This window comes from Pseudomonas fungipugnans, from assembly GCF_029955235.1.
In the GTDB taxonomy this organism is placed as follows: Bacteria; Pseudomonadota; Gammaproteobacteria; order Pseudomonadales; family Pseudomonadaceae; genus Aquipseudomonas; species Aquipseudomonas fungipugnans.
Map to the genome: position 1 here is coordinate 1,508,118 of NZ_JARBWL010000001.1, position 25,897 is coordinate 1,534,014.

The window sequence follows — 25,897 nt, forward strand, 5'->3', positions numbered from 1 at the left end:
AAACTGTCCTTGCCAAATTGCCCCTGCATCAACGTCAGTTTAGCCACTTGCTTTCCTTACTTTAAAAATCCTCTTGTACGTTCAAGAGGAAACTTGAAAATTCCTTTTCTAGCGATAGGCGGAAAACCTGACCCGTATCTTTCCAGAGGCGTCCGATGCACGCAGCTTGACGTCTCGGCTCACGGTCCGGGTTGCGCCAATTGCAAAATCGATTTGAAGATCACTGTCTGAATCCCACTTCACCGCCGGTGAGGCTTGGTGATCAAAAAAAACATCACACTCAGCTGAATAAACCTGGTACTCAGGGTGAGTAATAACTTCATCAATGGTCTGCAGGCTGTTAAAAATAAAAACCGTGTCCGAGCAAAACGGCGCTATCGCGCCCCCCCCTGCACGCGTGACGTGAACAGCGGTGTACTTTCCGTTTGGGGACAGATAAGCCATCTTCGTCACATCATCATCGGCATCAGGACCAAGCGATAACAGGGCAATGGCGCCATATTTCAGAATCGTCAGAGCACCCACCACCACCAGTATCAATTTCAACCCACGAACAATGCTCAAATGACCCACCTTGAATTTCATGACACTTCCACTTCATAGACGTTGATGGATTTATCGTTTCAATCCTGACTCTTTCCCACCTGAATCCGTACAACCCTCAACGCTCACGCAAACTCTCATCCATGTGCTGTTGCAACGGGCTCAGGAAGTACTCGATCACGCGTCGCTGATCGGTCTTCACTTCCGCCGTCACCGACATCCCCGGTGACAGCGCCACGCGCTGGCCGTTGACCATCAGGTGGTCGGTTTTCAGGCGGATGCGGCTGCTGTAGATCAGCCCGCGTTTTTCGTCTTCGATGGCGTCGTTGGAGACGCTGATGACTTCACCGGCGACGGTGCCGTACTTGGTGAAGGTGAACGTTTCCACCTTGACCGTGACCGGCTGGCCGGCGCGAACGAAACCGACGTCCTTGTTTTCCAGCATGGCTTCCACTTCCACCGGTTGATCAGCGGGCACGATGACCATCAGCGGCTGAGCCGGGGTGACTACGCCGCCGACAGTGTGGATTGCCAGTTGCTGGACGGTGCCGTCGACCGGGGCGCTGAGGCTGGTCAGGGTTTCCTGGTAGCGGGCCTTGGCCAGCTCCTCGACCAGGCTGGCGGCTTTCTGGTTGGCTTGCTGTTGCAGGTCGAGCATGGCGCGGCGATTTTGCGCGACCACGCCTTCGCGCCGCCGCCGCGCCTCGCCCTGGGCGGCGGTGGACTGCAAGACGCTGGCCTGCTGCACGCTCAACTGGCGTTGCAGGTCCAGGCGCGCCTGCTCCTTTTCCAGGTATTCGTGGCGGGCGACGTACTGCTGCGCGAGCAGGCGTTGATAGTCCTCGGCCAGTTGCGTGGCAATCGGCACGGTCTGTCGAAGACTGGCCACCTGGGCCTGTGCAGACTGGATTTCGGCGTTACGCTGCTGGATTTCCGCGTCGACCAATTCCAGGCTGTTGCGGTATTCCTGATACTGCCCTTGCAGCCAGCGCTGGGCGCTGAGCACCTGCTGCGGGTCGGCGTCGGTGATGGCGCCGATCAGCGATGCCGGCGGCTTTTGCTGGTTGATCGCGTCGAGCATCGCCGCACTGCGGGCGCCGTCGATGCGGGCGGCGAGCAGGTCGCTCTGAATCCGCCTGACGTCGGCGTCGGCGGCCGTCGGGTCGAGTTCGACCAGCAACTCGCCGACCTTCACCGCCTGACCGTCACTGACATGAATAGCCCTGACCACTGCCGTTTCACTGGATTGAATCAGCTTGGTCTTGCCACTCGGCACGATCTTGCCGGACGCCACCGCCACCACTTCGATCTTGCCCACACACGCCCACAGCAACGCCAGCACCGCAAAGCCCATGATGCTCCAGACAAAAACTCTTGGCGCCGGGTGCACGGGGGTGTCCTGCAACTCCAGCGCAGCGGGCAGAAACTGTGCTTCATGCGGCAGACGCTGGACGCTGTCCATCTGTTTGCGCTGGCGCCAGGACTCGCGCCAGGCGTGGCGATAACGCTGCATTAACGAAGGCGTTGCGCTCATGGGAAATCGGTCCTTTGAATCCGGAATACAGTGAATGCCGCCGCACCTGAAATCGGGCGCGCCGGGTCGCTCAATGACACGTGATGACGGGGCTGCTCAACCCTGTTGCATGCGGTGCAGGCGCGAGTAATGACCGGCCTGGTGCGTGAGCAATTCGGCATGGCTGCCCTGCTCGACGATTTGCCCGCGATCGACCACCAGGATGCGATTGGCATCGCGCACCGCCGACAACCGGTGAGCGATGATGATCACCGTGCGGCCCGCGCAAATGCTCTGCATGTTCTGCTGGATGATCCGTTCGGACTCGTAATCCAGGGCGCTGGTGGCCTCGTCGAAAATCAGGATTCGCGGGTTGCCGATCAAGGCGCGGGCAATGGCCACCCGTTGCCGCTGACCGCCGGAAAGCGAAGTGCCGTGCTCGCCGACCATGGTGTCGTAGCCCTCGGGCAACTCCAGGATGAACTCGTGAGCGCCGGCCATGCTCGCCGCGTGCATCACCGCTTCAAGCGGCGCGCCCGGGTCGCTCAGGGCGATGTTCTCGCGGATGCTGCGGTTGAACAGCATGTTGTCCTGCAGCACCACACCTATCTGCCGGCGCAGGGACGAAACGTCTGCCAGTGCCAGGTCCATGCCATCGACCAGCACCCGACCGCGCTCGGGCACGTACAGGCGTTGCAACAGTCGGGTCAGGGTACTTTTGCCGGAGCCGGAGCGCCCCACTACACCAATCACTTCACCGGCGGCAATTTGCAGACTGACGCCGCGCAGCACTTCCGAGCCGTCGGCGCGATAACGGAAATGCACCTGATCGAATTCGATCTGGCCCTTGAGCGGCGGCAATGCACTGCGGGTGGCTTGGGACAGCTCAGTGCGGGTGTTGAGAATATCGCCCAGTCGCTGCACCGACACACCGGTCTGCTGGAAGCTGGTCCACAGTTGCGCCAGGCGCATGATCGGGCCACTGACGCGACCGGCCAGCATGTTGAAGGCGATCAGTTCGCCCACCGACAATTGCCCGTCAATCACCAGCCGCGCGCCCAGCCACAAGGTCGCGACGGTGACCAGTTTACCGATCAGGGACACGCTTTCATTGGCGATGGTGGACAGCGTCTGGGTCTTGAAACCGGCGGCGACGTACGCCGCCATCTGGTTGTCCCACTTGCGAATCGCCTGAGGTTCGACGGCCATGGATTTCACCGTGTCGATGCCGTTTACCGTCTCCACCAGAAACGCCTGATTCTCGGCGCCGCGGGTGAAGCTGTCTTGCAACCGCGCCCGCAGCAACGGCGTGACGAACAGCGAAACCAGCACGTACAGCGGCAACGACAGCAGCACGATCAGGGTCAGCCAGCCGCTGTAATAGAACATCACCAGGACGAACACCACCGAGAACAGCACGTCCAGCAACAGGGTGATGGCGTTGCCGGTGAGGAAGCTGCGAATGTTCTCCAGCTCACGCACCCGGGCGACCGAATCACCGACCCGCCGTGCCTGGAAATACGCCAGTGGCAGGTTGATCAGATGCCGGAACAAGCGCGAGCCCAGTTCCACGTCGATGCGGCTCGCGGTGTGGGCGAACACGTAGCTGCGCAGGCCGCTCAAGGCCGACTCGAAGATCATGATGCCCAACAGTCCGGCGGCGACCACGTCGAGGGTGGTCAAGCCGTGATGCACCAGCACCTTGTCCATCACCACCTGGAAAAACAATGGCGTGACCAGCGCAAACAGCTGCAAGGCAAAAGACACCAGCAGTACTTCGCCGAGCAGCTTGCGGTATTTGACGATGGCGGGAATGAACCAGGTGAAATCGAAACGCGAGGTTTCACCCGGCAATCCGGACTCGGAACGCACCAGCAGCAATTCACCGCTCCAGCGCGCGGCCAGTGCTTCAAAAGTAATCACCTCCGGGCGCTCGGCACGCGGGTCCTGAATCAGCGCCTGGCCTTGATCGAGCTTGGCGATGATGAAAAACGTGCCATCGCCATTCGCGGCAATCGCCGGTAACGGCGTGCGGTCCAGACGGGCGATGGTGGTGTTGACCGACTTGGCCTTGAGTCCCAGCTTGCGTGCGGCGAGCAGCAGTTCACGTTGCGTGAAGGGCTGATTCGAAGGCGCGAATTCATGCGCCAGTTGCTCGGCGGATGCCGCCACCGAATGAAACCGGGCCAACATCACCAGACACACGAGACCGGTATCTGGGGCGGGCGACTCGGCGCCCCTTCCTTGATCACTCATAAGCTTCCATGCGTGCCGCGTAGCGACAGTAAATTCGTAAACCTTTCAAAAGGTTATATCAATTTTGAAACAATTAGAATCAATATGACATCATCCGCTGAGATTTATTTCACTCAATCGTATGAATTGACCTTCACAACGCCTGACGCTCCTGAGGTGGCAGGAAATCACGGTCCGGGTCGTAGTCCTTGTTCAGGTACATGGCCAGATCGGTCAGGTCGGCGGGACTCAATGTCCCGGCCGCCTGCTTGAGTTTGAGCGTGTCGATGATGTAGTCGTAACGGGCGTTGTTGTACTCACGCACGGCGCCATACAACTGGCGCTCGGCGTTGAGTACATCCGCTGTGTTACGCGAGCCCAGATCACGGCCCACCTGATTGGCCTTCACCGAGGCCTGGCCCGAACGAATCGTCTGCCGGCGAGCAGTCACCTGTTCGATATCGGAATTGACTGCGCGATAGAAATTTCGCGTGTTCTGCACCACTTCGCGGCGGCGGTCTTCGCGCTCGTCTTCACTTTGCGCCAGACGTTCAGTGGCTTCGCGCACCTGCGAGCGGGTCATGCCACCGCTGTACAACGGGATGTTCAACTCCACGCCGATGCTGCCTTGCGCGACGCTGCCCCGGTAGCCATCGCGGCCGAAATCGGTCGGGTTGCTGTAGCCGAAACTGTCGTTGTCACCCTTGCGCCAGGACGCCACCGCGTCGACAGTCGGTGCATAACCGGCCTTGCGCTGGCGGTTGGTCTGCTCGGCGGCAATCACCGCGAAACTGCTGGCCTGCAACGCCAGGTTCTGCTGCACCGCACGACTGACCCAGGCGTTGGCGTCGTTGGGAGCCGGCAGTTGCACGGGCAATTGATGCTCAATGCCCTCGATTGCCGAATAGTCCTGGCGGGTCAAACGCGACAGGCCTTCGTACGCGTCATCGACCTTGCGCTCGGCGAGTTTGCGATTGGCATTGGCGTTGTCGTAAGCGGCCTGGGCGTCGAGGACATCGGTGATGCTCGACGCACCGTTTTCAAGGCGTGCCTGAGCCTGTTGCTGCTGGCGCTTGAGCGCAGCCTCCTCGGCTTTGGAGGCGGCCAGCAAATCCAGTGCGCGCAAGGTTTCGAAATAGGCCTGGGCCGTGGTCAGGACCAGGCCCTGCTCCTTGGCTCCCAGTTCAAGTTCGGCCTGCGAGGTACTGGCTTGCGCCGCTTCGAGTTGAAACCAGCGGTCGGCCCGAAACAGCGGCTGGTTGAGATTGGCCTGAAACACCGAGGTGCTGCGGGTACGGGTCAGGCCCGGCTCATCGCGTTGCAGGCGCACCGATTCAACGGTGCTCCCGGCATTGAGGGTGGGCAGTAATCCGGCCCTGGCTTGCGGCACACTTTCGCGCCGGGCCAGATAATCATGGCGGGCGGCAGACAGTTGGGCATCGTGTTCAACCGCTTGCCGATACACCCCGAGCAAGTCGGCGCGATCAGGACTGGCCGCAGCCAATGGAGGGAGTGTCAGGAGCGGGATCAGCAGCGGAGCCAAAAAACGGGAGGGAGCAGTCATAACTATCCGTGTCGAGTTGCTATAGACGATTCAGCCGGGCTGATCAGGGGGCGCATCCTACGCCTGCCCCCGCGTCGCAACAAGACGCTTTTGTAGCCACTTGCCATCATTTGTACAGGATCACGACCAACCCTGTGGGAGCGGGCTTGCCCGCGATGGGGCAGTGTCAGTCACCATCAATGCCAAATGACCCACCGCCATCGCGGGCAAGCCCGGCTCCCACAGTTGATCCTCAGCGAGCACAAAATCGGTGTTCTACCGCGATCCACTGTGGGAGCGGGCTTGCCCGCGATGGGGCAGTGTCAGTCACCATCACTGCCAATGACCCACCGCCATCGCGGGCAAGCCCGGCTCCCACAGGGGATTTTCAGTGAACACAACACTGGCGCTCGACAGCGATCCCGTGTGGGAGCGGGCTTGCCCGCGATGGCGTAGTGTCAGTCACCATCATTGCCAAATGACCCACCGCCATCGCGGGCAAGCCCGGCTCCCACAGTTGATTTTCAGCGAGCACAACATTGGCGATCCACACAGATCCACTGTGGGAGCGAGCTTGCTCGCGATGGGGCCGTGTCAGTCACCATCCTTGCTGATGATCCACCGCTATCGCGGGCAAGCCCGGCTCCCACAGTTGATCCTCAGCGAGCACAAAATCGGTGTTCTACCGCGATCCACTGTGGGAGCGGGCTTGCCCGCGATGGGGCAGTGTCAGTCACCATCCTTGCTGATGACCCACCGCTATCGCGGGCAAGCCCGGCTCCCACAGTTGATCTTCAGTGGACACAAAATCGGCGTTCGATAGCGATCCACTGTGGGAGCGAGCTTGCTCGCGATGGGGCCGTGTCAGTCACCATCCTTGCTGAATGACCCACCGCTATCGCGGGCAAGCCCGGCTCCCACAGTTGATCTTCAGTGAACACAGCACTGGCGCTCGGCAGAGATCCAGTGTGGGAGCGAGCTTGCTCGCGATGGGGCCGTGTCAGTCACCATCCTTGCTGAATGACCCACCGCTATCGCGGGCAAGCCCGGCTCCCACAGTTGGTCTTCAGTAAACACAAAATCGGCGTTCCACACAGATCCAGTGTGGGAGCGAGCTTGCTCGCGATGGGGCCGTGCCAGGCACCATCCTTGCTGATGACCCACCGCTATCGCGGGCAAGCCCGGCTCCCACAGTTGATCTTCAGTGAACACAAAATCGGCGTTCGATAGCGATCCACTGTGGGAGCGGGCTTGCCCGCGATGGGGCAGTGTCAGTCACAATCATTGCCCAATGACCCACCGCTATCGCGGGCAAGCCCGGCTCCCACAGGGGATTTTCAGTGAACACAAAATTGGCGCTCGATAGCGGTCCAGTGTGGGAGCCGGGCTTGCTCGCGATGGGGCCGTGTCAGTCACCATCCTTGCTGAATGACCCACCGCTATCGCGGGCAAGCCCGGCTCCCACAGTTGGTCTTCAGTAAACACAAAATCGGCGTTCGATAGCGATCCAGTGTGGGAGCGAGCTTGCTCGCGATGGGGCAGTGTCAGTCACCATCCTTGCTGAATGACCCACCGCTATCGCGGGCAAGCCCGGCTCCCACAGGTGATCTTCAGTGAACACAACACTGGCGATCCACACAGATCCAGTGTGGGAGCGGGCTTGCCCGCGATGGGGCCATCAGCTTCAACATCAATGCCGACTGACCCACCACCATCGCGGGCAAGCCCGGCTCCCACAGAGATCTTCAGTGAACACAAAATTGGCGCTCGACCGCGATCCACTGTGGGAGCGGGCTTGCCCGCGATGGGGCCAGCACCTTCAACATCAATGCCGACTGATCCACCGCCTTCGCGAGCAGGCTTACTCCCACATTGTCCTGCGTTTAACTGAGGGGCAAGCCGAACAACAACACATCCGCCCGTTCTTCACCAAAACGCGCGATATTCGGCAAACGCGCCCACAACGTTGCGCCAATCGACTGCACGATATGCTGGCTGGGGACGTTGGCGGCCATGATCCAGGCCACCAGGGTTTCCAGGCCGAACTGGCGACCGAGGATCACTGTGGCATGCCCCAACCTCACGCCAATCCCGCTGCCATGTCGATCGGCACGGACATAGATCGCCGTTTCCCCGGTGTTGCGACACGCCTGGGTGCCCCAACTGAAGCGGTTGATCGACAACCAGCCGACCACTTCCCCACCACGTTCAAGTACGTACACCGGCAGCCCGTCGCGCTTGTACAGGTTGATGTAGAAGGTCACTTCTTCCAGGGTCATGGGCCGGGTCACCGGGGAGTTGGCACCAGTGCCGGCGGTTTCGTTGAAGATGTGCATCATCGCCGGCAGGTCGGCGTCGCAGGACTCTCGAACACCCCGTGGCAGGACTGCGGGTGCCGTGCGGCTGACAAAACCGTTCATTGATGGGCACTCCCGGCGTACACACTCATTTTCAACTGGCCACGGGCCCGGGCCAGCCGCGAGCGCACGGTGCCGATCGGCACACCCAATTGCAGCGCGGCGTCCTGATAGCTGATGTCCGAGTCGACCACCAGATCAATCACCGCGCGCATGTCCACGGACAACCGGTCGATGGCTTCCAGGGTCCGGCCCAGCAGCCGTTGATGATCACTGACCTGACTGGGGTCATGCCCGTGCTCCAGGCTCTCGATCCCCGACTCCTCCAGCACCGCGCAAGGCGGCTGGCTGTAGAGGGTCTTGAAGTGATTGCTGACCAGGTTGGTGGCAATCCCGAACAGCCAGGTTTCAGGTTTCGAGGCGCCGAGAAACTTGTGCTGGTTACGCCAGGCCTCGAGGTAGGTCATTTGCATCAGATCGTCGACATCGGCCCGATTGAACACCCGTTTATTGATGAAACAACGCAGCTTCTTTTCACTGCGCAGGGCCAGACCGCCCAGGTCCAGCTTGATGGTGCCAATGACGTTCGCTTCCGTCTGAACTGTACTTGCTTCCACGCTTGATCCCTCATCACTCAGCTATGCCGACAGTGGCGAGGGGGATAGAGAGCATCGAGCGTACCAACCTCGATACATTTTCAAGCTGTTGTTTTTATTGATTTATTTTTTACGGAAAGTTCGATTTGTGCCAGATCTTGCACTGTGCGGCAAAAGCCCGTGCCAGTTCTTGCACAACATTTGCGGCTTTGTACAAGGGAGGGAACCAGCCGCCGCCAAACGCCACTCACAACGCACCTGTACTGCGGTGGATAGCGCGCTTCCATGAAAATCAACACCTACAACGACGTCATGCCCCTGGACCTGATTGCGCGCCCAATGTTCGGCGCGCCAGCGGAATCGGCCGTGGCGAAAAACCCGCTGATCGACTCCATGGAAGAGGTGGCGCTGAAGTTCAGCGAAAGCGTCGAACGTCACAGCAAGAGCCTGGACGAGCGCCACATCAGCGAACCCGGTCGCGGGCAACGGGTGGAGCGCATCGAGAAACTGGTCGAGCTCTATCGCCTGCTTGACCACGCCGACCAACCCAGCCTGGAACAACAGGCGCGGCGCATGCAGGCACAGCTGCAACAGCAGCCGTCGATGGAGGCGGCGCTGGCCCTCGGCGAACACGACCCGGCGCGCACCGACATCCTGCTGCAACAGGCCTTGCGCCTGTCCACGGCCGAGGGCCTTGAGGCCGAGGTCGACACCACGCGCAACCTGATCGACGAGCTGCGGCAATTGCACGGCGACAAGATCCGCGCCGGTTTCAACACCGCCAGCGCCATCGCATTGTTCAGCCAGGACCCGCAACAACGCGCCGCCATGCGTCAGCTCTACTACAAGGCCATCGTCGGCCAGCAGCCGCTGGCGACGTTGCTCGAAGCGCTGCTGGAGCGCTTCAGTGAAGAACAGTTCGCCCGTGGCCTGCGCACCTTGCAACGGGCGCTGGCGGACGACATCGCCGCGCTCTCGCCGTCGCTGCCCAGCGGCGTGCTGGCGACGATGCTGCGCGGGCTGGGCTCCTGCGGGCAGTTGAACAACCTGCTGAAAACCTGCCTCGCATTGCTCGAACGCATGCAGCAGCGCGCCCCGCGCAGCAACATGACGCCGCTGACCATGGGCAAACGGGTGCTGCGTTTTTGCGCCAACGGCTTCTTCGCCCGCGACCTGACACTGCTCACCGAAGACACCGTGGGCGCCGAATCGCGCCTGCACCCGCTGTTCCTCAACGGCTTCTACCCGCTGCTGCAAAACCTGCCACTGGTGCTGTGGAAAGACCTGAAGACCCGGCAGAACGGCCTGCGCCTGCTGCACAACATGATGGATGAACTGGCCCGTCAGGAACGGCAACTGATGGGGCTGTCCGAGCCGCACCGGGGTACGCAATGAACCGCTTGATTCATCTGCTCAACAGCCTCGCGCTGGCGGTAATGCGCCGCACCGAGATTGTCGGCGCGGTGATGGTCATGGCCATCGTGTTCATGATGATCCTGCCGCTGCCCACCGCGTTGGTGGACGTGCTGATCGCCCTGAACATCTGCATTTCCTCGTTGCTGATCGTGCTCGCCATGTACCTGCCACGGCCGCTGGCGTTCTCGACATTTCCGGCGGTGTTGCTGCTGACGACGATGTTTCGCCTGTCGCTGTCGATTGCCACCACACGCCTGATTCTGTTGCAGCAGGACGCCGGGCACATCGTCGAAGCGTTCGGCAGTTTCGTGGTCGGCGGCAACCTGGCGGTGGGCCTGGTGATTTTCCTGATCCTGACCATCGTCAACTTCCTGGTGATCACCAAGGGCTCGGAACGGGTGGCCGAGGTGGCGGCAAGGTTCACCCTCGACGCCATGCCCGGCAAGCAGATGTCGATCGACAGCGACCTGCGCGCCAACCTGATCAACGTGCGCGAAGCCCGCCAGCGCCGTGAACAACTGTCCAAGGAAAGCCAGCTGTTCGGCGCCATGGACGGCGCCATGAAGTTCGTCAAGGGCGATGCCGTGGCCGGGCTGGTGATCGTGTTCATCAACCTGATCGGCGGCTTCGCCATCGGCGTGCTGCAGAACGGCATGGAAGCGGCGGACGCCATGCACCTGTATTCGGTGCTGACCATCGGTGACGGCCTGATCGCGCAGATCCCGGCGCTGCTGATTTCCCTCACCGCCGGCATGATCATCACCCGCGTGGCGCCCGACAGCCAGGCCGCCGATGCCAACATCGGCCACGAGATTGCCGAGCAATTGACGAGTCAACCGAAGGCCTGGGTGTTCTCATCGATTGGCATGCTCGGCTTCGCGGCGATCCCCGGCATGCCGAGCCTGGTGTTCATCAGCATCAGCATGATCTGCCTGTTCAGCGGCCTGATTCAGCTGTGGCGCATCCGCCAGAAACAGATCCAGCAAGACAATGCCGGCGCGGCGCGCAACGGTGCGCCGGAGCTCAATGGCCGCGAGGATATCCGTCGCTTCAACCCGTCACGCGCCTACCTGTTGCAGTTTCATCCCGAGCACAAGGGCAGCGCGCCGCTGGAGCAATTGATTCAGGGCATCCGGCAGCGGCGTAACACGCTGGTGCACCAGTTCGGCCTCACCCTGCCCTCCTTCGACCTGGATTTCAGCGAGCAACTGGCGACGGACGAGTTCTGTTTCTGCGTCTACGAAGTGCCACTGATTCGCGCGACGTTCAGCGCCACGCGGATGGCCGTGCACCAGCGCCAGGCCGGCGAGGTGCATGACGGCGAACCGGGGCGGGTCGAGCGCGACGAAAGCCAGTGGGTGTGGTTCGACGCCGGGCATTCGATGCTGCGCATGGGCACCGTCGATGCACTCAGCGCCGACGAGCTGATTCTGGAACGCATGAGCCGCGCCTTTCAGGCCACCGGGCCGCAATTCATCGGCTTGCAGGAGAGCAAGGCGATCCTCGGCTGGCTCGAAACCGAACAACCGGAACTCGCCCAGGAGCTGCAACGCACCCTGCCGCTGGCGCGCTTCGCGGCGGTGTTGCAGCGGCTGTCGGCGGAGCTGGTGTCGCTGCGTTCAGTGCGCCCGATTGCCGAAACCCTGATCGAGCAGGGCCAGCACGAACGCGACCTGAACGCCCTCACCGATTACGTGCGCATCGCCCTCAAGGCGCAAATCTGCCATCAGCACGCCGAACACGGCGCGCTGCACGCCTGGCTGGTGACCCCGGAAACCGAAGTGCTGCTGCGCGATGCCCTGCGCCAGAGCCAGAACGAGGCGTACTTCGCCCTCGAACCGCAGGTGGGCAGCGCGTTGCTGGAGCAATTGCGCGATGCCTTTGGCCTGCGCAGCAAACCCAATCCGGTGCTGCTGGTTGCCCAGGACCTGCGCAGCCCGCTGCACGGCTTGCTCAACGAAGAATTCAATCATGTTCCGGTGCTGTCCTTCGCCGAGTTGCTGTCCACGGTGCAAGTGCAGGTATTGGGGCGAATCGATCTGGAAGAGGCACAGGCCCTGTGTGCCTGACGGAGCAGCACGATGAAACCCGAGATGATGTATGAACTGCGCGTGCTCACCGGTCTGCACCGTGGCGCGGCACTGCCGCTGACCGGCGGCGAATGGAGCATCGGTTCCTCCAACGGCGCCGATCTGGCGCTGTACGACCCCGGCATCAAGGACCGTCATTGCCTGCTGCGGCTGGTGGATGACACCTGGTCGCTGGCCCGCAAGGACGGCGCGGTGACCGACAGCGAGGGGCACAAGGTCGATGCCATCGCCACCCTGCAACCGGGTACGCCGTTCGCGCTGAATGGGGTGTGGTTGTCGGTGGTCAGCGCCAACACCGAATGGCCGGCGGAGGATGATGAAGAACCGGCCGAAACCGCTTCGCCACTGAGTGCCGAACGCGATGAACCGCAGGTGCAAGCGGTCAAACAGCCACGCTCGTTGCTCGGCCCGCTGCTGTTGCTCGGCGCCCTGCTGCTGTTTGTCGGCGCGCTGTTCTGGGGCTTCAACCGCCAGGAGCCGCTTCCGGTCAAACCGGCGCCACCCGCTCGCACCCAGCTCAAGGATGCGGCCGCGGTGCATCAGGTGCTGGAGCGCATGCTCAAGGAGCGCGAGCTGCAAAGCCGCATCAGCATCGTCGATGAACAGGGCAAGATTTTCCTCCACGGGCGCTTCGAGGAAGACGACCTGTTGCAGTCCACCGAACGCATGCTGCTGCGTTTCGAGAAGCAATACAAAAGCCCGATCCAGGTGCTCAGCGCCCTGCCCCAGGCCACCCCGTTGCTGCCGTTCAGCATCGTGCAGATCAGCAACGCACGTCTGCCCAACGTAATGACCAGCGACGGTCGCCGCTTGTTTCTCGGGGACGAAGTCAACGGCGTGCGCCTGGTCGATATCAGCGATCACCAGGTGGTGTTCGAAGGTGACCAGCGTGTCGAGTTGAGCTGGTGATGCGCGCGGCCATCGATGAGCTGACGCGCTGGCAGGCGCAACAACAGGCACGTCTGGAGCGCTGCCGCCCGGTGCAGATTCATGGGCGCATCGCCGGGGTCAACGGCATCCTTTTGCACAGCCGCATGCCCCTGGCGCGCATCGGCGACCTGTGCCAGGTCCAGCGCACCGACGACAGCCAGGTAATGGCCGAGATCGTCGGTTTCGACCGTCAGCACACCCTGCTTGCAGCGCTCGGCCCGCTGGACGGCATCGCGATCGGGGCGCGGGTCACGCCGCTGTTCCAGCCCCATGGCCTGCTGGTCACCGAGCAATTGCTCGGCACCGTGCTCGACGGTTTTGGTCGCGCCCTGAGCGGCGAAGGCCCTGAAGCGTTTGCCCCGGCCGGGACAGTGGGCGCCTTGCCGGTGATTCGCGATGCGCCGGCGGCCACCGATCGCCCGCGCATCGAGGCGCCGCTGACCACCGGGCTGCGAGCGATTGACGGCTTGCTGACCCTGGGTGAAGGCCAGCGCGTGGGCATCTTCGCCGGGGCCGGTTGTGGCAAGACCACGCTGCTCGCCGAGCTGGCGCGCAACACCCCGTGCCAGGCGATTGTCTTCGGCCTGATCGGCGAACGGGGCCGCGAGCTGCGCGAGTTTCTCGACCATGAACTGGACGATGAACTGCGCAGCCGCACCGTGCTGGTCTGCGCCACCTCCGACCGCAGCAGCATGGAACGCGCCCGCGCCGCGTTCACCGCCACGGCGATTGCCGAGGGCTTTCGCCAGCAAGGCAAATCGACCTTGCTGATCATCGATTCGCTGACCCGTTTTGCCCGCGCCCAGCGCGAAATCGGCCTGGCCAGCGGCGAACCGGCCGGCCGTGGCGGGCTGCCGCCGTCGGTGTACAGCCTGCTGCCACGGCTGGTGGAACGCGCCGGACGGACCCATGACGGGGTGATCACCGCGCTGTACTCGGTGCTGATCGAACAGGATTCGATGAACGACCCGGTGGCCGATGAAGTGCGCTCGCTGCTGGACGGCCACATCGTGCTCTCGCGGCGCCTCGCCGAGCGCGGTCATTACCCGGCCGTGGACATTCTCGCCAGCCTCAGCCGCACCATGAGCAATGTGGTGGGAACCGAACAGCTACAAGGCGCCACACAGTTACGCCGGCTGATGGCCGCCTACCAACAGGTCGAGATGCTGCTCAAGCTCGGCGAGTACCAGCCGGGCAATGACCCGCTGACCGATTGCGCCGTGGATTCACGGGCACGGATCGAAGGCTTCTTGCAGCAGTCGTTGCGCGACCCGGTGTCGCTCGACGAGACCCTGGACCACCTCTTACAGGTAACCGCCGATGCCCCACGCTGACACCGATTTGCAGGCCCCGGCCAATGACTCACAGCTGACCGGGCTGGCGCCCACCCTTGACCTGCTGGCGCCGATTCGCCGCCACCGGCTGACCATGGCCGAGCAGGCCTGGCAGCGTCAGCGCCATGTGCTCAATGCGCTGCATACGCGCCTGGCGCAGATGACCCACGACCTGCAACAGCTGCGCGACAACCAGCGCCAGCACCGCCAGGAACAGGACGAGCGCCACGCCAACCGGCGCCTGCCGCTCAACGAAATGAACCAGTGGCTGGCCGGCGAGCAACAGGCGCTGCGCCAGATCGAACGCTTCGAGCAGCAGTTCAAGGCGCTGCAAGAGGCGTATCAGCAACAGCAGCAATGGACCGACGACAGCCAACAGCAACTGCGCCGTCGCCAGCGCGACATGGAAAAGCTCGACTACCTGCGCGACCTGTCGCAGGAGGCGTCATGAACCCGCGCCCTGCTTTGCTCAAACCCACGGTGCGCCCGCCCGAGCCGCCGCGTCCGCGCAACGAATCCACCACCTCGCCTGCGCGCCATGAACGCGCACGTGACTGGCGCAGTGAAACCCGCGACGAAAGCGAATGCTTTGAACAGTTGCTGACGGCGCTGGACAGCGTGGGCCAGCCGACCCCGACGGCATTCAGTGACGCGGGCTTTGCCGGTCAGCAACAGCAGGACCAGGCTTCACCGGGCGCCGCCCCGCCACCACTGGCCGACACCACCGCCTTGTACGAAGCCTTGCTGACGCGCCTCGAAGAACAGCTCGCGGCGCTGGATGACGGCCCCCTCGAGGCGCATCTGCAACTGCCGAATCTGGGCGCCATTGCCGTGCGTGTGACACAACGCGGCGAGCGGCTGGAGATTGCCCTGCGGTTTGCCAATGACAATGCGTGGGAGCATTGCCAGGCCAACCAGCCGCACAGCGCGGCCTGGCTCAGTCAGCAACTGGGCCGTCAGGTCTGCCTCAGCCTGCATCGCGAGGTGCATTGAGATGGCCGTCAACGCCCTGCGCCTGCGCTCGATGCCCGCGACTGAAGCCCTGGCCCGTGAGCGCCTGGGGGCTGGCAGAAGCCTGAGCCTGTCGCGGCCACAACCGGCCACGCTGCACCTGCGCCTGGCTCCGGCGCCATTCAGTCAACCACCGGCCAGCGCGCTGGACTGTGCCTGTGGCCGGCTGTGGCTGGACGACGCGCAAGCGCTGCTCAGCCAGCTCTCAAGTTGCCCGGCGCTCGTTGCCGAACCGCAGGCCAACGACTGGTACTGGCCGCTGTACAACCACTGTCTGGCGCCGGAATTACAGTCGTTACTCAGCCCTGTGCAACTCGTGCCGGCACCTGCGGGCGCAGGTCTGGACTGCCTGCTGGAGCTGCACGCCGCCAATGGGTCGCGGCACATCAGCCAGGCCCGCATCGCCCCCCAAGTGCTGTTGCGGTTGCTGGATCAGGGGCCATGGCAACCGGTGCCCCGAACCGGCAACAGCGACTGGCCGTTGCGCCTGCCGTTGCTGCTCGGACGCTGCCCGCTCAATACCGCGCAAATCGCGTCGCTGCGCCCCGGCGATGTCGTGCTCGCCGAGCAGCCGCTGTTCAATCCCGAAGGCCTCGGCCGTTTCCAGGTCGGCCACTGCTGCCTGCACCTGCGCCTGCTGCCGGGCGCGTCGCTGCGCTTCACCCTCATCGAACTGGAAGACCTGCCCATGAACGCCTCTCTCGATCACTTTGCCCTGAGCGACCACGAAACTCCGTCAACGCTGGATGCCTTTGCCGAACCACTGCCGACGGATGACGAGGCGCCCGCACGCTTCGATGATTTGCCGCTGAACCTGACGTTGCGAGCCGGCCACCTGACCCTGAGCCTGGGGCAACTGCGTCAACTGACCGTGGGCTCGGTGCTGGACTTCGCCGGTTGCGCCCCCGGCCAGGCGCTGCTGTGCCAAGGCGAACGCCCATTGGCGCGGGGTGAACTGGTGGACATCGACGGTCGCCTCGGCCTGCAAATCACCGCGCTGGAGGCACCGCGTTGAACCTGCAGGACGTCGATCCACTGACACTCGCGCTGTTTCTAGGCGCCCTGTCACTGGTGCCGCTGTTGATGATGATCTGCACCGCGTTCCTGAAAATCTCCATGGTGCTGCTGATTACCCGCAACGCCATCGGCGTGCAGCAGGCGCCGCCGAACATGGCGTTGTACGGCATCGCGCTGGCGGCGACGCTGTTCATCATGGCGCCGGTGTTCAGCGACATGGGCCATCGCTTCAAGCAGATGCCCCAGCGCATGGACAACGTCGAGGCCATGCAAAGCAGCGCCACCCAGGTGCTGGAGCCGCTGCGGGTGTTCATGGCGCGCAATGTCGACCCGGACATCCAGACCCACCTGCTGGAAAACACCCAGCGCATGTGGCCCCCGGCAATGTCGGCCAGCGCCAGCCGCGACGACTTGCTGCTGATCGTGCCGGCCTTCGTGTTGTCGGAGCTGCAAGCGGGGTTCCAGATCGGCTTTCTGATCTACGTGCCCTTCATCGTCATCGACCTGATCGTGTCCAACATCCTGCTGGCGCTGGGCATGCAGATGGTCGCGCCGATGACCATTTCCCTGCCGCTGAAAATCCTCCTGTTCGTGCTGGTGGACGGCTGGACCCGGCTGCTCGACGGGCTGTTCTACAGCTATCTGTGAGGGCTTTATGGATACGTTGACCTTGTTCAAGCAGGCGATGGTGCTGGTGGTGGTGCTGTCGGCGCCGCCGCTGATCGTCGCCGTGGTGGTGGGTGTACTGACCTCGCTGTTGCAGGCGGTCATGCAGTTGCAGGACCAGACCCTGCCGTTCGCGATAAAACTGGTGGCGGTGGGCATTACCCTGGCGCTGACCGGGCGCTGGATCGGTGTCGAACTGATCCAGTTGACCCAACTGGCCTTCAGCATGATCGCGCAGACGAGGGCCTGACATGTTCGCCGGGGCCTTTACCGAGCTGTCTGAATCGATCATCGCCCTGACCCTGGGCATGGCGCGGTTGTACCCCTGCCTGCTGCTGGTGCCGGCGTTCGCCTTTCGCGAGATCAAGGGCATGCTGCGCAATTCGATTGTGCTGGCACTGGCGTTGATGCCAATGCCGGGCATTCGCGCCAGTCTGGCCGGGCAGGAACCGGGCTGGCTGGATCTGGGCGCGCTGGTGCTCAAGGAGAGCGTCATCGGCCTGCTGCTGGGTCTGCTGCTGGCCATGCCGTTCTGGATGTTCGAGTCCATCGGCTGCCTGTTCGACAACCAGCGCGGCGCACTGATCGGCGGCCAGATCAACCCGGCCCTGGGCGACAACACCTCGGAGTTGGGTCACATGTTCAAGCAGGTGCTGATCCTGCTGCTGATCCTCGGCGGCGGTTACTCCAGCCTGACTCAGGTGATCTGGGACAGCTATGCGCTGTGGCCCGTCAACCAGTGGCTGCCGATGCCGGCCACCGATGGCTGGGACGTGTATCTGAAGCTGCTGGCCAGCACGTTTCGCTTCATGGTGCTGTACGCCGCGCCGTTGGTGGGGTTGTTGCTGCTGATCGAATTCGGCATGGCAATCCTCAGCCTCTACAGCCCGCAGTTGCAGGTCTCGACCCTGGCCATGCCCGCCAAGAGCCTGCTGGGCCTGGGCTTTCTGGTGCTGTACCTGCCGATGCTGTGCTGGCTGGGCAACAGCCAGCTGGCGCAGTTCAGCGACTTGAAACACCTGCTGCCATTGATTCTGCAACCGGCTCCCCACTGAATAGCTCGCTCCCACAGCAGATCTTCAGCGAACCCAAAATCCGTGAATGACCACAAATGAATGTGGGAGCGACTGTATCTGCCAGGTGATGGTCCATGAGCGAAAAAACCGAAGAACCCACCCAGAAGAAGCTTGAGGACGCGCGCAAGAAAGGCCAGGTCGGGCAAAGTCAGGACGTGCCCAAACTGTTCATTTTCGCCGCCTTGCTGGAGCTGATCCTGGGCCTGGCGGACGGCGGTATCGATCGGCTCAAGGCCCTGGTCTCGCTGCCCTTCGCCCAGTTGAACCGGCCTTTCGGCGCCGGGCTCGGTGAAGTGCTGACCAAGGCCGGCTGGGACTTGCTGCTGTTCATGTTGCCGGTACTGGGCATCGCCGTGGCGATGCGCCTGATCGGTGGCTGGATCCAGTTCGGCCCGTTGTTCGCCTCCGAGGCGTTGAAGCTGGATTTCGAACGGCTCAACCCGCTGAACCAGTTCAAGCAGATGTTCTCCTCCAAGGCCCTGTTCAACCTGCTCAACAGCCTGTGCAAAGCGGTGCTGATCAGCGTCGTGCTGTACCTGGTATTGCCGCCGGCACTGGGCGATCTGATCGGCCTGGCCAACACCGATCTCGACCGCTACTGGCACGCGATGATCGCGCTGTTCACCCGGCTCTCGCGCACCTGCCTGGGGATTTTGCTGGTGCTGGCGGTGATCGACTTCGCGCTGCAAAAGTACTTCTTCATCAAGGGCCAGCGCATGAGCCACGAAGACGTGCGCAAGGAGTTCAAGCAGATGGAGGGCGACCCGCACATGAAGTCGCACCGCAAATCCCTGGCCCGTGAACTGACCCAGCAACCCGCCGGCGCCACGCCCGCCAAGGCCCCGGTGGAAGACGCGGACCTGGTGCTGGTCAACCCGACGCACTACGCCGTCGCGCTGTATTACCGGCCACAACTCACACCGTTGCCACGCATCCTGTGCAAGGGCCACGACGCCGAAGCCCGGGAGCTGATCGACCGTGCGCGTCGGGCCGGAGTGCCGGTGATCCGCTTCGTCTGGCTGGCGCGAACCTTGTATCGCACGGACGTCGGCCGCTTCATCCCGCGCGAGACGCTGCAAGCGGTGGCGCAGGTGTATCGGCTGCTGCGTGAACTGGATGAGCATGCCAACAAGGAGCTGATTGACATGCCCGGAGCACCCTATTGAACCGAAAACCGGTTGAACCTTGCCCCCTCGCCACAGGGTGTGGATGTCTTTAAAGGAACCGGCTCGAGTCAGCCGCCACTCAGGGCAAAGGAAATTTTCCTGAACGCCTTTGACGAGCGTAACGACCTCGTCCTGTCAGGTCATGACACGGAGCCACAGCATGCAGACCCACCTTCAAACGGCCGCCCTGCCCCCCACGCCCACCATGGCCCCGGCGGGCAACAACCCGTCCGGCCTGGAGCAACAACAACAAGCGCCGACCCAGCGCAGCGGCCACTCGCTGGCCAGCTTCGGTCGGCGCGTGAGGCACAACATCGGCCAACTGTTCCAACGCACCGACGCCCCGCAACGCCCGTCGGCGCGATCGGCGGCCAGCCACACCGCTGACAACCAGCAAGCGCCCGACAACGACGCTCAGCCGTCCAGCTCGACGGCGCCCGGCAGCAGCCCGTTGCAACGCAGCAACGCCGGGCGCTTTGAGGGCCGTGGAGCCCTTATCCAGCGCCAGTTGGCCACCACCGAACGGCCGTCCGGCGTGCAACTGGACGCCAAGGGTGTGCCGACGTTCGACGGGTTCGCGCCGGCCGCCCTCAGCGACCTGCTGAAAAACGCCCTCGGCCAGCCAGGTCAGACGTATCAAGCCGGACACAGCGCCGCCCGCAGCGAAGATCATCTGCTGCTCGACCAGCAAGGCCATGTGTTGCACCTCAAGCAAACCCCCACTGCCGTGGTCGCGTTGCGCAGCAGCCAGGCTGAAGGCCACCCCGGCGGCACGCCCGCCACCCAGCGCATGGCGATGGAAGGCAATGTCGTGCATGTCGAAGCGGGTCCGCATAAAGACACCCCGCTGCAGACCATTGGCCGGGCCCACATGGGCCACCTCACCGGCATCCATCAGGACCGCGACGGCGAGCCGCTGCGCCTGCACGAACAGCAACTCTACGAGTTCGACTCTGCCAGAGGCGCCTGGAAAGCCCCCGAGGGTGAGCCGCTGAAGTTCAGCCAGTTGGCCACTCAGGGCAATGGCAAGCTCTACGGCCAGACCGGCGATAAATTGGTGGACCTCAGCGCCAGCGACGCGCCTCACGTCACGGTGCCGGGGCTCAAGGCGTTTTCAGTGAACGCCGATCACTTCGCCGCCACCTTGAGCGGCGACAACAGCCAGACCCTGCAACTGATCGACCTCAATCAGGATCCGCCCCGCAGCGGCGCAGCGAAAACCCTGGTGCTCAATGACGGCCACGCCGAGGCCAAGAGCATCGGCCTGAGCCATGAGCGGCTGTTCGTCAGCGACACCGAGGGCCGTTTGTACAGCGCCACACGCGAAGACCTGCATAACGATTCGCAGGAGCTGCGGTTGGTGCCCGTGCAACATCCCGACGGCGAACGCCTGGGCGGCAGCAAACAGGTCAGCGGTTTTCTCAGTGGCGACCATGGCGAGGTGCATGCCTTGATCACTGATCGCGCCGGGCAAACCCACGCCCATCCACTGGATGACCAGACCCAGCGTCTCAAAGGCGGCTGGAACCTCAGCGACGCGCTGGTGCTGGACAACCGCCGCGGCTTGCCCGGCAGCACCGAACCGACCCCGGCCAACACCTTCGACCTCGATCGACTTGGTCGGGTCAGCCTCAACGAGCAACGGGTGCAGCGCTGGGACAGCACCAGCCAGGACTGGAAAGACACCGGCATCAAGGACGTCGCACACCTGCAACGGGGCCTCGACAGCAAGGCCTACCTGTTGCAGGACGGCGTGCTGAAAAAACTCGACGTCAGCCCCAAATACAACCCGGTCGCGGTCGGTGCCAGCCATGTGCTGAACCAGCCGCCGCGCTCCACCGACGTCAAGTTGGGTGAAGCCGTGGGCGGCCTCGACGGGCGAGTGATCCAGGCCTTCGCCATGCTCAACGACAAGCAGTTCGTGGCCCTTGATGACCAGAATCGCCTCACCGCCCACCATAAAAAAGGCGAGCCCACGGACCTCAGCCGCGTCGATCTGCAAGGCACGGTCGCGCACCTCGCACTGGATGAAAACCACAACCTGCACGCCATGACCACCGAAGGCGAACTGTTCGCCATGACCAGGGACGACTGGCAGGCGAGCAAGGACAACCCACGCCCGGAAGCGGCCTGGAAGAAAGTCCCGACCCCGGCCAATCGTCCACTGGCGAGCCTGCGTACCGGCGACGACAACCGCCTGAGCGTGACGCTCAGGAACAGCGACGATCATTCGCAACTGCAGCTCAAGGGCCAGACCTGGCAACCCGTGACGACCAAACCCGCCGACCACAACGCCCTGAACGAGCTGTTCGGTCGCGTGCGCGGAGGCGAGAAAGCGGTGCGCATTCCCGGCACCGGCCTGACCGCACGGGTCAGCGCCAACCTGATGGGCCGCGGCTCGGTGGAGAACAGCAACCGCGCCAGCACCGGCGAATTCATCCGCGCCAACATCTTCAAGCCGACGCTGGAAACGCCTCGGGTACTGAAGAACATCGGCAACCACATTCAGCATCGCCACCACGGTCGCGAAGGTCTGAGGCCGCTCTACAACAGTGAAGCCACGCTGTTCAAACGCCTGGAAGTGATCAGCCACAACGAGCAACCGGCCGCCCCCGGGCAGGACCTGAAAACCCGGATCGGCACGCTCGACCTCGGCGCGCAAGGTGCCGATCTGCATGCGGAACTGGAAGCCTTTCGCAGTGAACTGGACGACAACAGCCAGCGTGCCACGCGGCATCTGGGCCAGGAGCATGGCAAGTTCAAGCTGCTGCAACAGAAAGAAGGCCTGCTGAACATCCACGGCGAGCTGTCAGCGCCCTCGAAGCGCACGCAACTGAGCATGAAGCTCAGCCACCTCAAGGACACACTCAACATCAACAGCTCCGGGCACGACCTGCTCAAAGAGCTGCAAGGCGCGCTCGCTCACCTGGCGCCCTCCCCGGAAAACCGCACCGCTGAACTGCTGCAAAAGCTGCAGGACAACGGCATGAAAATGTCCCACCAGAAAGCCGACATCCCCCTGGATCAGCGGCGCGATGCCAGCGATCATCAGGGCCTGACCAAGGCGCGACTGGCGCTGGACGTGGTAACACTCAAGGACCTCGACGTCCTGGTCGGCAGGGCCGAAATGATCACCCCCAATGCCGACAACAGCGGGCCGCTGGAGCGGCTGCAAAAAGACCTCAACCAACTGCGCGACAAGCATTACGGCGAGCACCCGGTGAAGCAGGCCACCGACATGGGCTTCACCGATCACGCCAACCTCGAAGCCTCTTACGACGGGATCAAGGCCTTTCTCAACGGCTTCAAGAAGCAAGACCACGCCACCAGCGTCAACCTGCGCGCAGCCACCGGCAGCAAGACCCAAGCGGAACTGGCGGACACCCTCAAGGCCACCCTCAAACAGCTGGAACATCCCGACGACGAGATCGCCATGCAGCGCAGTTACGGGCTCAACCTCAGCACCCCGTTCGTGGCATTGGCCAACAAAGGCCTGGGGCCGTGGCCCAGCGGCGCGGTCACCGGTGGGCGCAATTACAACCTCAGCGCCGAACGCGGCGACAAGGGCGTGACGGTCTACCTGCAACGCGAAGGCCTGGGCTCGGCCAGTGGCGGCGTCGGCGGCGGCAAGGATTATTGGCCCGGTTTTTTCGAGGGCGACGAGGTCGCCAGGCACACCAAGATCGACATCGGCAATAACCGCCTGCTGACCCCGGCGCTACGCCTTGGGGTCGACGCCACCGGCACCGCCACCACCACCCGGCGCGATGGCGTGGTGTTCAGCGTGCCGGACGAAGACATCGATCAGTTCGTCGACAACCTGTTCAGCGGCCAATTGAACCCGCTGGAAGTGATGAAAAAAGGCGTCGATCACGAAACCCAGAAAGGCCTGCGCTTCAACGTCGATCTCAATGCCAGCGCCACGGCGGAGTTTCGGGTCGGCTTCGGGCTGACCGACAAGGACAGCTCACCGCTGTCGGCCGCTGCGCGTTTCGGCGCGGGCGGCACCGTGAACGTCAACCTGCTGAACTACACGAATTATTCGGTCGAGCAGCACAGCAACAAGGGCGAAATGCAGGAGCACAGCCAGAACCGCCCACGCCTGATGAACAGCGCAGGCGCCTCGGTGTTCGCCCGAGCGCAGTTGAACGGCAGCCACACCACGCCGTCGAGCGCGGCCGACAAGGCCTCGCAGGGCGCCGCCGTACCTTTGGGCGGCAGTGCCGGGGTCGCGGTGGACAACAAGACCAGCAAGCGCATCAAGTTCACCTTCAAGGAGGCCGAACCGCTGACCGACGCCGGCCTGGAAAAACTCGCCAGCAGCCTCGGTGCCGCGTTCAAGGACCCGCAATCGCAACAGAAGATCACGCAGTTGGCCGACCGCACTGCGCCGGAGTACGCCGGCGCCACGCCCAGGGAAGTGCTGAGCACGCACCTGGCCGGACTGGACAGCCATTTCCGCGATAAACCGGTGGAGAACGACGAGCAGTACGCCGCCTTGCGCACGCTCAAACGCAGCCTTGTGCAGCAGGACGCCGCCGAGGCGAAACACAGCCTGCTCGACGGCGGACGTTTTGAAAGTTCGTACACCAATCTCTCGCGACTGGATCAGCAAGGCGCCCTGTCCAAAGTCATGAGTCTGGTCAGCACGATGCACTCGCCGAGCAACGCCGAGCGAGTGTCTTCGTTGCTCGATCAGGACCCGACCCTCAAGTCGCTGGTCAAGCAGATGCAGGCCAGCGACGGCACGCTGGCCAGGGTGCGCCTGGAACTCAAGGACGAGGTTCAGGACCGCATCGACGAGGGCAGCCGCACCGGCACGCTGTCGCAGAAAGAACTGGCGGGGCTGCTGTCGGACCGCAACAACATGCGGATCAAGGCCATCACCGTGTACCAGAGCGCCAGCAAACCGGAGAGCTTCACTTCGCCGTTGCCGATGATCAGCTACAGCAGCAGCGCCTCGCTGAGCGTCAACAAGACCCTGGGCAAGATCAACTTCAGCTACGGCCAGGATCAGGACACGCCCAAGAGCTACTTCCTCGACGGCGAACTCTCAAGACCGGGCGCGGCGCTGAAGACGGCGGTGGATGCGCTGAAGAAGGATGGTCTGGAACTTAAACGCTGATTCCGTTCAGTTGAAACACAACCCCCTGTGGGAGCGAGCTTGCTTGCGATAGCGAATTGTCAGTCGACATTGATGCTGGCTGACACGACGCCATCGCGAGCAAGCGCGCTCCCACAGGGGATCTGCGTGACTTCAAGGAGATGTGTATGCGCCCTGCCTTTTACCCGCTCGACGACTTCCCGGCCCTGGCCGGTCTTGTCGCGCATTGCTCGCTGATGCAACAGGAACTGCTCGACCTCAACGCCCCGCTGCTGGACATCGACCGTACCGACAAACCGCATCAACAGGTGCACAGCGAAGTCACCGAACACCTGCAACAAGGCGGTGACTATGGCTGGCTCAAGGGTTGGGGCAATGCCGGTGGCAACCGTGACTGGGTGCAATACCCGCTGGTATTTCAGGACCGACCCATCGCGCCGGCACTGGCGGCTTTGCCCGCAACGCTGGCGCTGCTCGGCGCGGTGTCCGGGCTCAAGGTGGCGGCCCTGGCACGCCTGGCGCCTCACGCCTGGCTGAGTACCCACCGCCACCCGGAAGTGCGCGATGAAGGCCTGCTGCAAATGCACCTGACCCTGAGCGCGGCGAGCGAACGCAACTATGCGTACCTGAATGTCGCGGGGCAATTTCATCAACACCAGAGCGGCGCGGCGGTGATATTCGATGGATCGCTAGATCACTTCGTGGTGAATGCCAGTGATGAGCCAAGGACGATTCTTTATCTGGAATTCGAGCAGGCGCGGTTGACTGCGCAATAGCCCAAAACCACACCATAAAACCACCACAAAACCCCTGTGGGAGCGAGCAAGCTCGCTCCCACAGGGGGAGGTGTGTCGGGCTATTGATGTTCAACTGATCATCCGGACAAGCCCGGCACGCGTCTCCCGCGCCTGGGCGATGAACCCATTGACCAGCCCGCAGAAACTGTCTTCATCAAGCCGCGCCAGGGTGTGCTGGGTGCACAAACGCACATCACCCTGGTCCAGCGCCAGCCAACAACCGCGCAGGGCCGCCACGTCGAAATTCATGTTCAGCAGCTGCTGCACGTTATCCGGGCCGGGCTGCAAGGCACCCAGGCGACAGTGCAAAATCACGTTGTCGCCGTGTTCCGGTAATTCGATGACGGCGGCTTGCAGATTCGCGTTGTCGTACAACGCGCACACACCACCCTGGAGGGTCAGGGAAGTGCCCAGTTGGTGACCCAAATGAGCAATGAAACCCTGAATGTTCGGTTTGGAGTTCGCCATTTACTTGTCCTCGAATTGAAATCCTCCGGCCACTG

Annotated in this window: 20 protein-coding genes; 13 read left to right on the forward strand and 7 right to left on the reverse strand. The window is 62.8% G+C overall.

Annotation, left to right across the window (positions count from 1 at the left end):
- Positions 1 to 108 precede the first annotated feature (108 nt).
- The 6 genes from POF45_RS06055 to POF45_RS06080 form a co-directional block, all read right to left on the reverse strand.
- Positions 109 to 585 carry a hypothetical protein gene (locus tag POF45_RS06055; protein WP_259495146.1) on the reverse strand — a complete coding sequence of 159 codons (477 nt, stop codon included), beginning with the start codon at positions 583 to 585 and terminating at the stop codon, positions 109 to 111.
- Positions 586 to 661: 76 nt separating this feature from the next.
- Positions 662 to 2,077 carry an HlyD family type I secretion periplasmic adaptor subunit gene (locus POF45_RS06060; RefSeq protein ID WP_282315327.1) on the reverse strand — a complete coding sequence of 472 codons (1,416 nt, stop codon included), beginning with the start codon at positions 2,075 to 2,077 and terminating at the stop codon, positions 662 to 664.
- 96 nt (positions 2,078 to 2,173) lie between these two features.
- Complete coding sequence (locus tag POF45_RS06065; protein ID WP_259495149.1) at positions 2,174 to 4,312, reverse strand: type I secretion system permease/ATPase; 2,139 nt, start codon at positions 4,310 to 4,312, stop codon at positions 2,174 to 2,176.
- 133 nt (positions 4,313 to 4,445) lie between these two features.
- Positions 4,446 to 5,855: a TolC family outer membrane protein gene (locus tag POF45_RS06070; protein WP_282315328.1), complete on the reverse strand. Its 1,410-nt coding sequence runs from the start codon at positions 5,853 to 5,855 to the stop codon at positions 4,446 to 4,448.
- Positions 5,856 to 7,717: 1,862 nt separating this feature from the next.
- The gene (locus POF45_RS06075) at positions 7,718 to 8,254 is read right to left on the reverse strand and encodes a GNAT family N-acetyltransferase (RefSeq protein WP_259495153.1); all 537 of its coding nucleotides are present in this window, start codon (positions 8,252 to 8,254) and stop codon (positions 7,718 to 7,720) included.
- Entirely contained in the window at positions 8,251 to 8,808 is a 558-nt protein-coding gene (locus tag POF45_RS06080) for an RNA polymerase sigma factor (protein ID WP_259495154.1), read from the reverse strand. The genes POF45_RS06075 and POF45_RS06080 overlap by 4 nt, the downstream gene beginning before the upstream one ends.
- A gap of 264 nt (positions 8,809 to 9,072) precedes the next feature.
- Between POF45_RS06080 and sctW the strand changes: the two genes are divergently transcribed.
- The 13 genes from sctW to POF45_RS06145 all read left to right on the forward strand — a co-directional run bounded on the left by sctW (position 9,073) and on the right by POF45_RS06145 (position 25,373).
- Positions 9,073 to 10,182: a type III secretion system gatekeeper subunit SctW gene (gene sctW, locus POF45_RS06085; protein ID WP_259495155.1), complete on the forward strand. Its 1,110-nt coding sequence runs from the start codon at positions 9,073 to 9,075 to the stop codon at positions 10,180 to 10,182.
- A complete protein-coding gene (gene sctV, locus POF45_RS06090) occupies positions 10,179 to 12,272 on the forward strand; it encodes a type III secretion system export apparatus subunit SctV (protein ID WP_259495156.1) in 2,094 nt (697 codons plus the stop codon). The genes sctW and sctV overlap by 4 nt, the downstream gene beginning before the upstream one ends.
- Before the next feature lie 12 nt (positions 12,273 to 12,284).
- Positions 12,285 to 13,202 carry an FHA domain-containing protein gene (locus POF45_RS06095; RefSeq protein WP_282315329.1) on the forward strand — a complete coding sequence of 306 codons (918 nt, stop codon included), beginning with the start codon at positions 12,285 to 12,287 and terminating at the stop codon, positions 13,200 to 13,202.
- Positions 13,202 to 14,557 carry a FliI/YscN family ATPase gene (locus tag POF45_RS06100; protein ID WP_282315330.1) on the forward strand — a complete coding sequence of 452 codons (1,356 nt, stop codon included), beginning with the start codon at positions 13,202 to 13,204 and terminating at the stop codon, positions 14,555 to 14,557. The genes POF45_RS06095 and POF45_RS06100 overlap by 1 nt, the downstream gene beginning before the upstream one ends.
- A complete protein-coding gene (locus POF45_RS06105; RefSeq protein WP_282315331.1) occupies positions 14,544 to 15,008 on the forward strand; it encodes a type III secretion protein in 465 nt (154 codons plus the stop codon). The genes POF45_RS06100 and POF45_RS06105 overlap by 14 nt, the downstream gene beginning before the upstream one ends.
- Complete coding sequence (locus POF45_RS06110; protein WP_282315332.1) at positions 15,005 to 15,550, forward strand: type III secretion system HrpP C-terminal domain-containing protein; 546 nt, start codon at positions 15,005 to 15,007, stop codon at positions 15,548 to 15,550. Before POF45_RS06105 ends, POF45_RS06110 begins: the two co-directional genes overlap by 4 nt.
- A 1-nt stretch (position 15,551) precedes the next feature.
- The gene (sctQ, locus tag POF45_RS06115) at positions 15,552 to 16,583 is read left to right on the forward strand and encodes a type III secretion system cytoplasmic ring protein SctQ (RefSeq protein ID WP_282315333.1); all 1,032 of its coding nucleotides are present in this window, start codon (positions 15,552 to 15,554) and stop codon (positions 16,581 to 16,583) included.
- Complete coding sequence (gene sctR / locus POF45_RS06120; protein ID WP_259495163.1) at positions 16,580 to 17,233, forward strand: type III secretion system export apparatus subunit SctR; 654 nt, start codon at positions 16,580 to 16,582, stop codon at positions 17,231 to 17,233. The genes sctQ and sctR overlap by 4 nt, the downstream gene beginning before the upstream one ends.
- Before the next feature lie 7 nt (positions 17,234 to 17,240).
- A complete protein-coding gene (gene sctS / locus POF45_RS06125; protein WP_259495164.1) occupies positions 17,241 to 17,501 on the forward strand; it encodes a type III secretion system export apparatus subunit SctS in 261 nt (86 codons plus the stop codon).
- A 1-nt stretch (position 17,502) separates the two neighbouring features.
- The gene (gene sctT / locus POF45_RS06130; RefSeq protein WP_259495166.1) at positions 17,503 to 18,306 is read left to right on the forward strand and encodes a type III secretion system export apparatus subunit SctT; all 804 of its coding nucleotides are present in this window, start codon (positions 17,503 to 17,505) and stop codon (positions 18,304 to 18,306) included.
- A gap of 95 nt (positions 18,307 to 18,401) precedes the next feature.
- Complete coding sequence (gene sctU, locus POF45_RS06135; protein WP_259495167.1) at positions 18,402 to 19,493, forward strand: type III secretion system export apparatus subunit SctU; 1,092 nt, start codon at positions 18,402 to 18,404, stop codon at positions 19,491 to 19,493.
- A gap of 160 nt (positions 19,494 to 19,653) precedes the next feature.
- Positions 19,654 to 24,618: an AvrE-family type 3 secretion system effector gene (locus tag POF45_RS06140; protein WP_282315334.1), complete on the forward strand. Its 4,965-nt coding sequence runs from the start codon at positions 19,654 to 19,656 to the stop codon at positions 24,616 to 24,618.
- Positions 24,619 to 24,764: 146 nt separating this feature from the next.
- A complete protein-coding gene (locus tag POF45_RS06145; protein ID WP_282315335.1) occupies positions 24,765 to 25,373 on the forward strand; it encodes an aspartyl/asparaginyl beta-hydroxylase domain-containing protein in 609 nt (202 codons plus the stop codon).
- A gap of 90 nt (positions 25,374 to 25,463) precedes the next feature.
- Here POF45_RS06145 and POF45_RS06150 read toward each other — a convergent pair whose 3' ends face one another.
- Positions 25,464 to 25,862, reverse strand: coding sequence for a type III secretion system chaperone (locus tag POF45_RS06150; protein ID WP_282315336.1), 399 nt, complete (start codon positions 25,860 to 25,862; stop codon positions 25,464 to 25,466).
- Positions 25,863 to 25,897 lie beyond the last annotated feature (35 nt).

Coding starts and splice junctions, on each gene's coding strand:
- POF45_RS06100 (WP_282315330.1), top strand. CDS start 13,202: ATGCGCGCGGCCATCGATGAGCTGACGCGCTGGCAGGCGCAACAACAG.
- sctS (WP_259495164.1), top strand. CDS start 17,241: ATGGATACGTTGACCTTGTTCAAGCAGGCGATGGTGCTGGTGGTGGTG.
- POF45_RS06075 (WP_259495153.1), bottom strand. CDS start 8,254: ATGAACGGTTTTGTCAGCCGCACGGCACCCGCAGTCCTGCCACGGGGT.
- sctQ (WP_282315333.1), top strand. CDS start 15,552: ATGGCCGTCAACGCCCTGCGCCTGCGCTCGATGCCCGCGACTGAAGCC.
- POF45_RS06150 (WP_282315336.1), bottom strand. CDS start 25,862: ATGGCGAACTCCAAACCGAACATTCAGGGTTTCATTGCTCATTTGGGT.
- POF45_RS06140 (WP_282315334.1), top strand. CDS start 19,654: ATGCAGACCCACCTTCAAACGGCCGCCCTGCCCCCCACGCCCACCATG.
- POF45_RS06105 (WP_282315331.1), top strand. CDS start 14,544: ATGCCCCACGCTGACACCGATTTGCAGGCCCCGGCCAATGACTCACAG.
- POF45_RS06065 (WP_259495149.1), bottom strand. CDS start 4,312: ATGAGTGATCAAGGAAGGGGCGCCGAGTCGCCCGCCCCAGATACCGGT.
- sctU (WP_259495167.1), top strand. CDS start 18,402: ATGAGCGAAAAAACCGAAGAACCCACCCAGAAGAAGCTTGAGGACGCG.
- POF45_RS06070 (WP_282315328.1), bottom strand. CDS start 5,855: ATGACTGCTCCCTCCCGTTTTTTGGCTCCGCTGCTGATCCCGCTCCTG.
- sctV (WP_259495156.1), top strand. CDS start 10,179: ATGAACCGCTTGATTCATCTGCTCAACAGCCTCGCGCTGGCGGTAATG.
- POF45_RS06055 (WP_259495146.1), bottom strand. CDS start 585: ATGAAATTCAAGGTGGGTCATTTGAGCATTGTTCGTGGGTTGAAATTG.
- POF45_RS06060 (WP_282315327.1), bottom strand. CDS start 2,077: ATGAGCGCAACGCCTTCGTTAATGCAGCGTTATCGCCACGCCTGGCGC.
- POF45_RS06145 (WP_282315335.1), top strand. CDS start 24,765: ATGCGCCCTGCCTTTTACCCGCTCGACGACTTCCCGGCCCTGGCCGGT.
- sctT (WP_259495166.1), top strand. CDS start 17,503: ATGTTCGCCGGGGCCTTTACCGAGCTGTCTGAATCGATCATCGCCCTG.
- POF45_RS06095 (WP_282315329.1), top strand. CDS start 12,285: ATGAAACCCGAGATGATGTATGAACTGCGCGTGCTCACCGGTCTGCAC.
- POF45_RS06110 (WP_282315332.1), top strand. CDS start 15,005: ATGAACCCGCGCCCTGCTTTGCTCAAACCCACGGTGCGCCCGCCCGAG.
- sctW (WP_259495155.1), top strand. CDS start 9,073: ATGAAAATCAACACCTACAACGACGTCATGCCCCTGGACCTGATTGCG.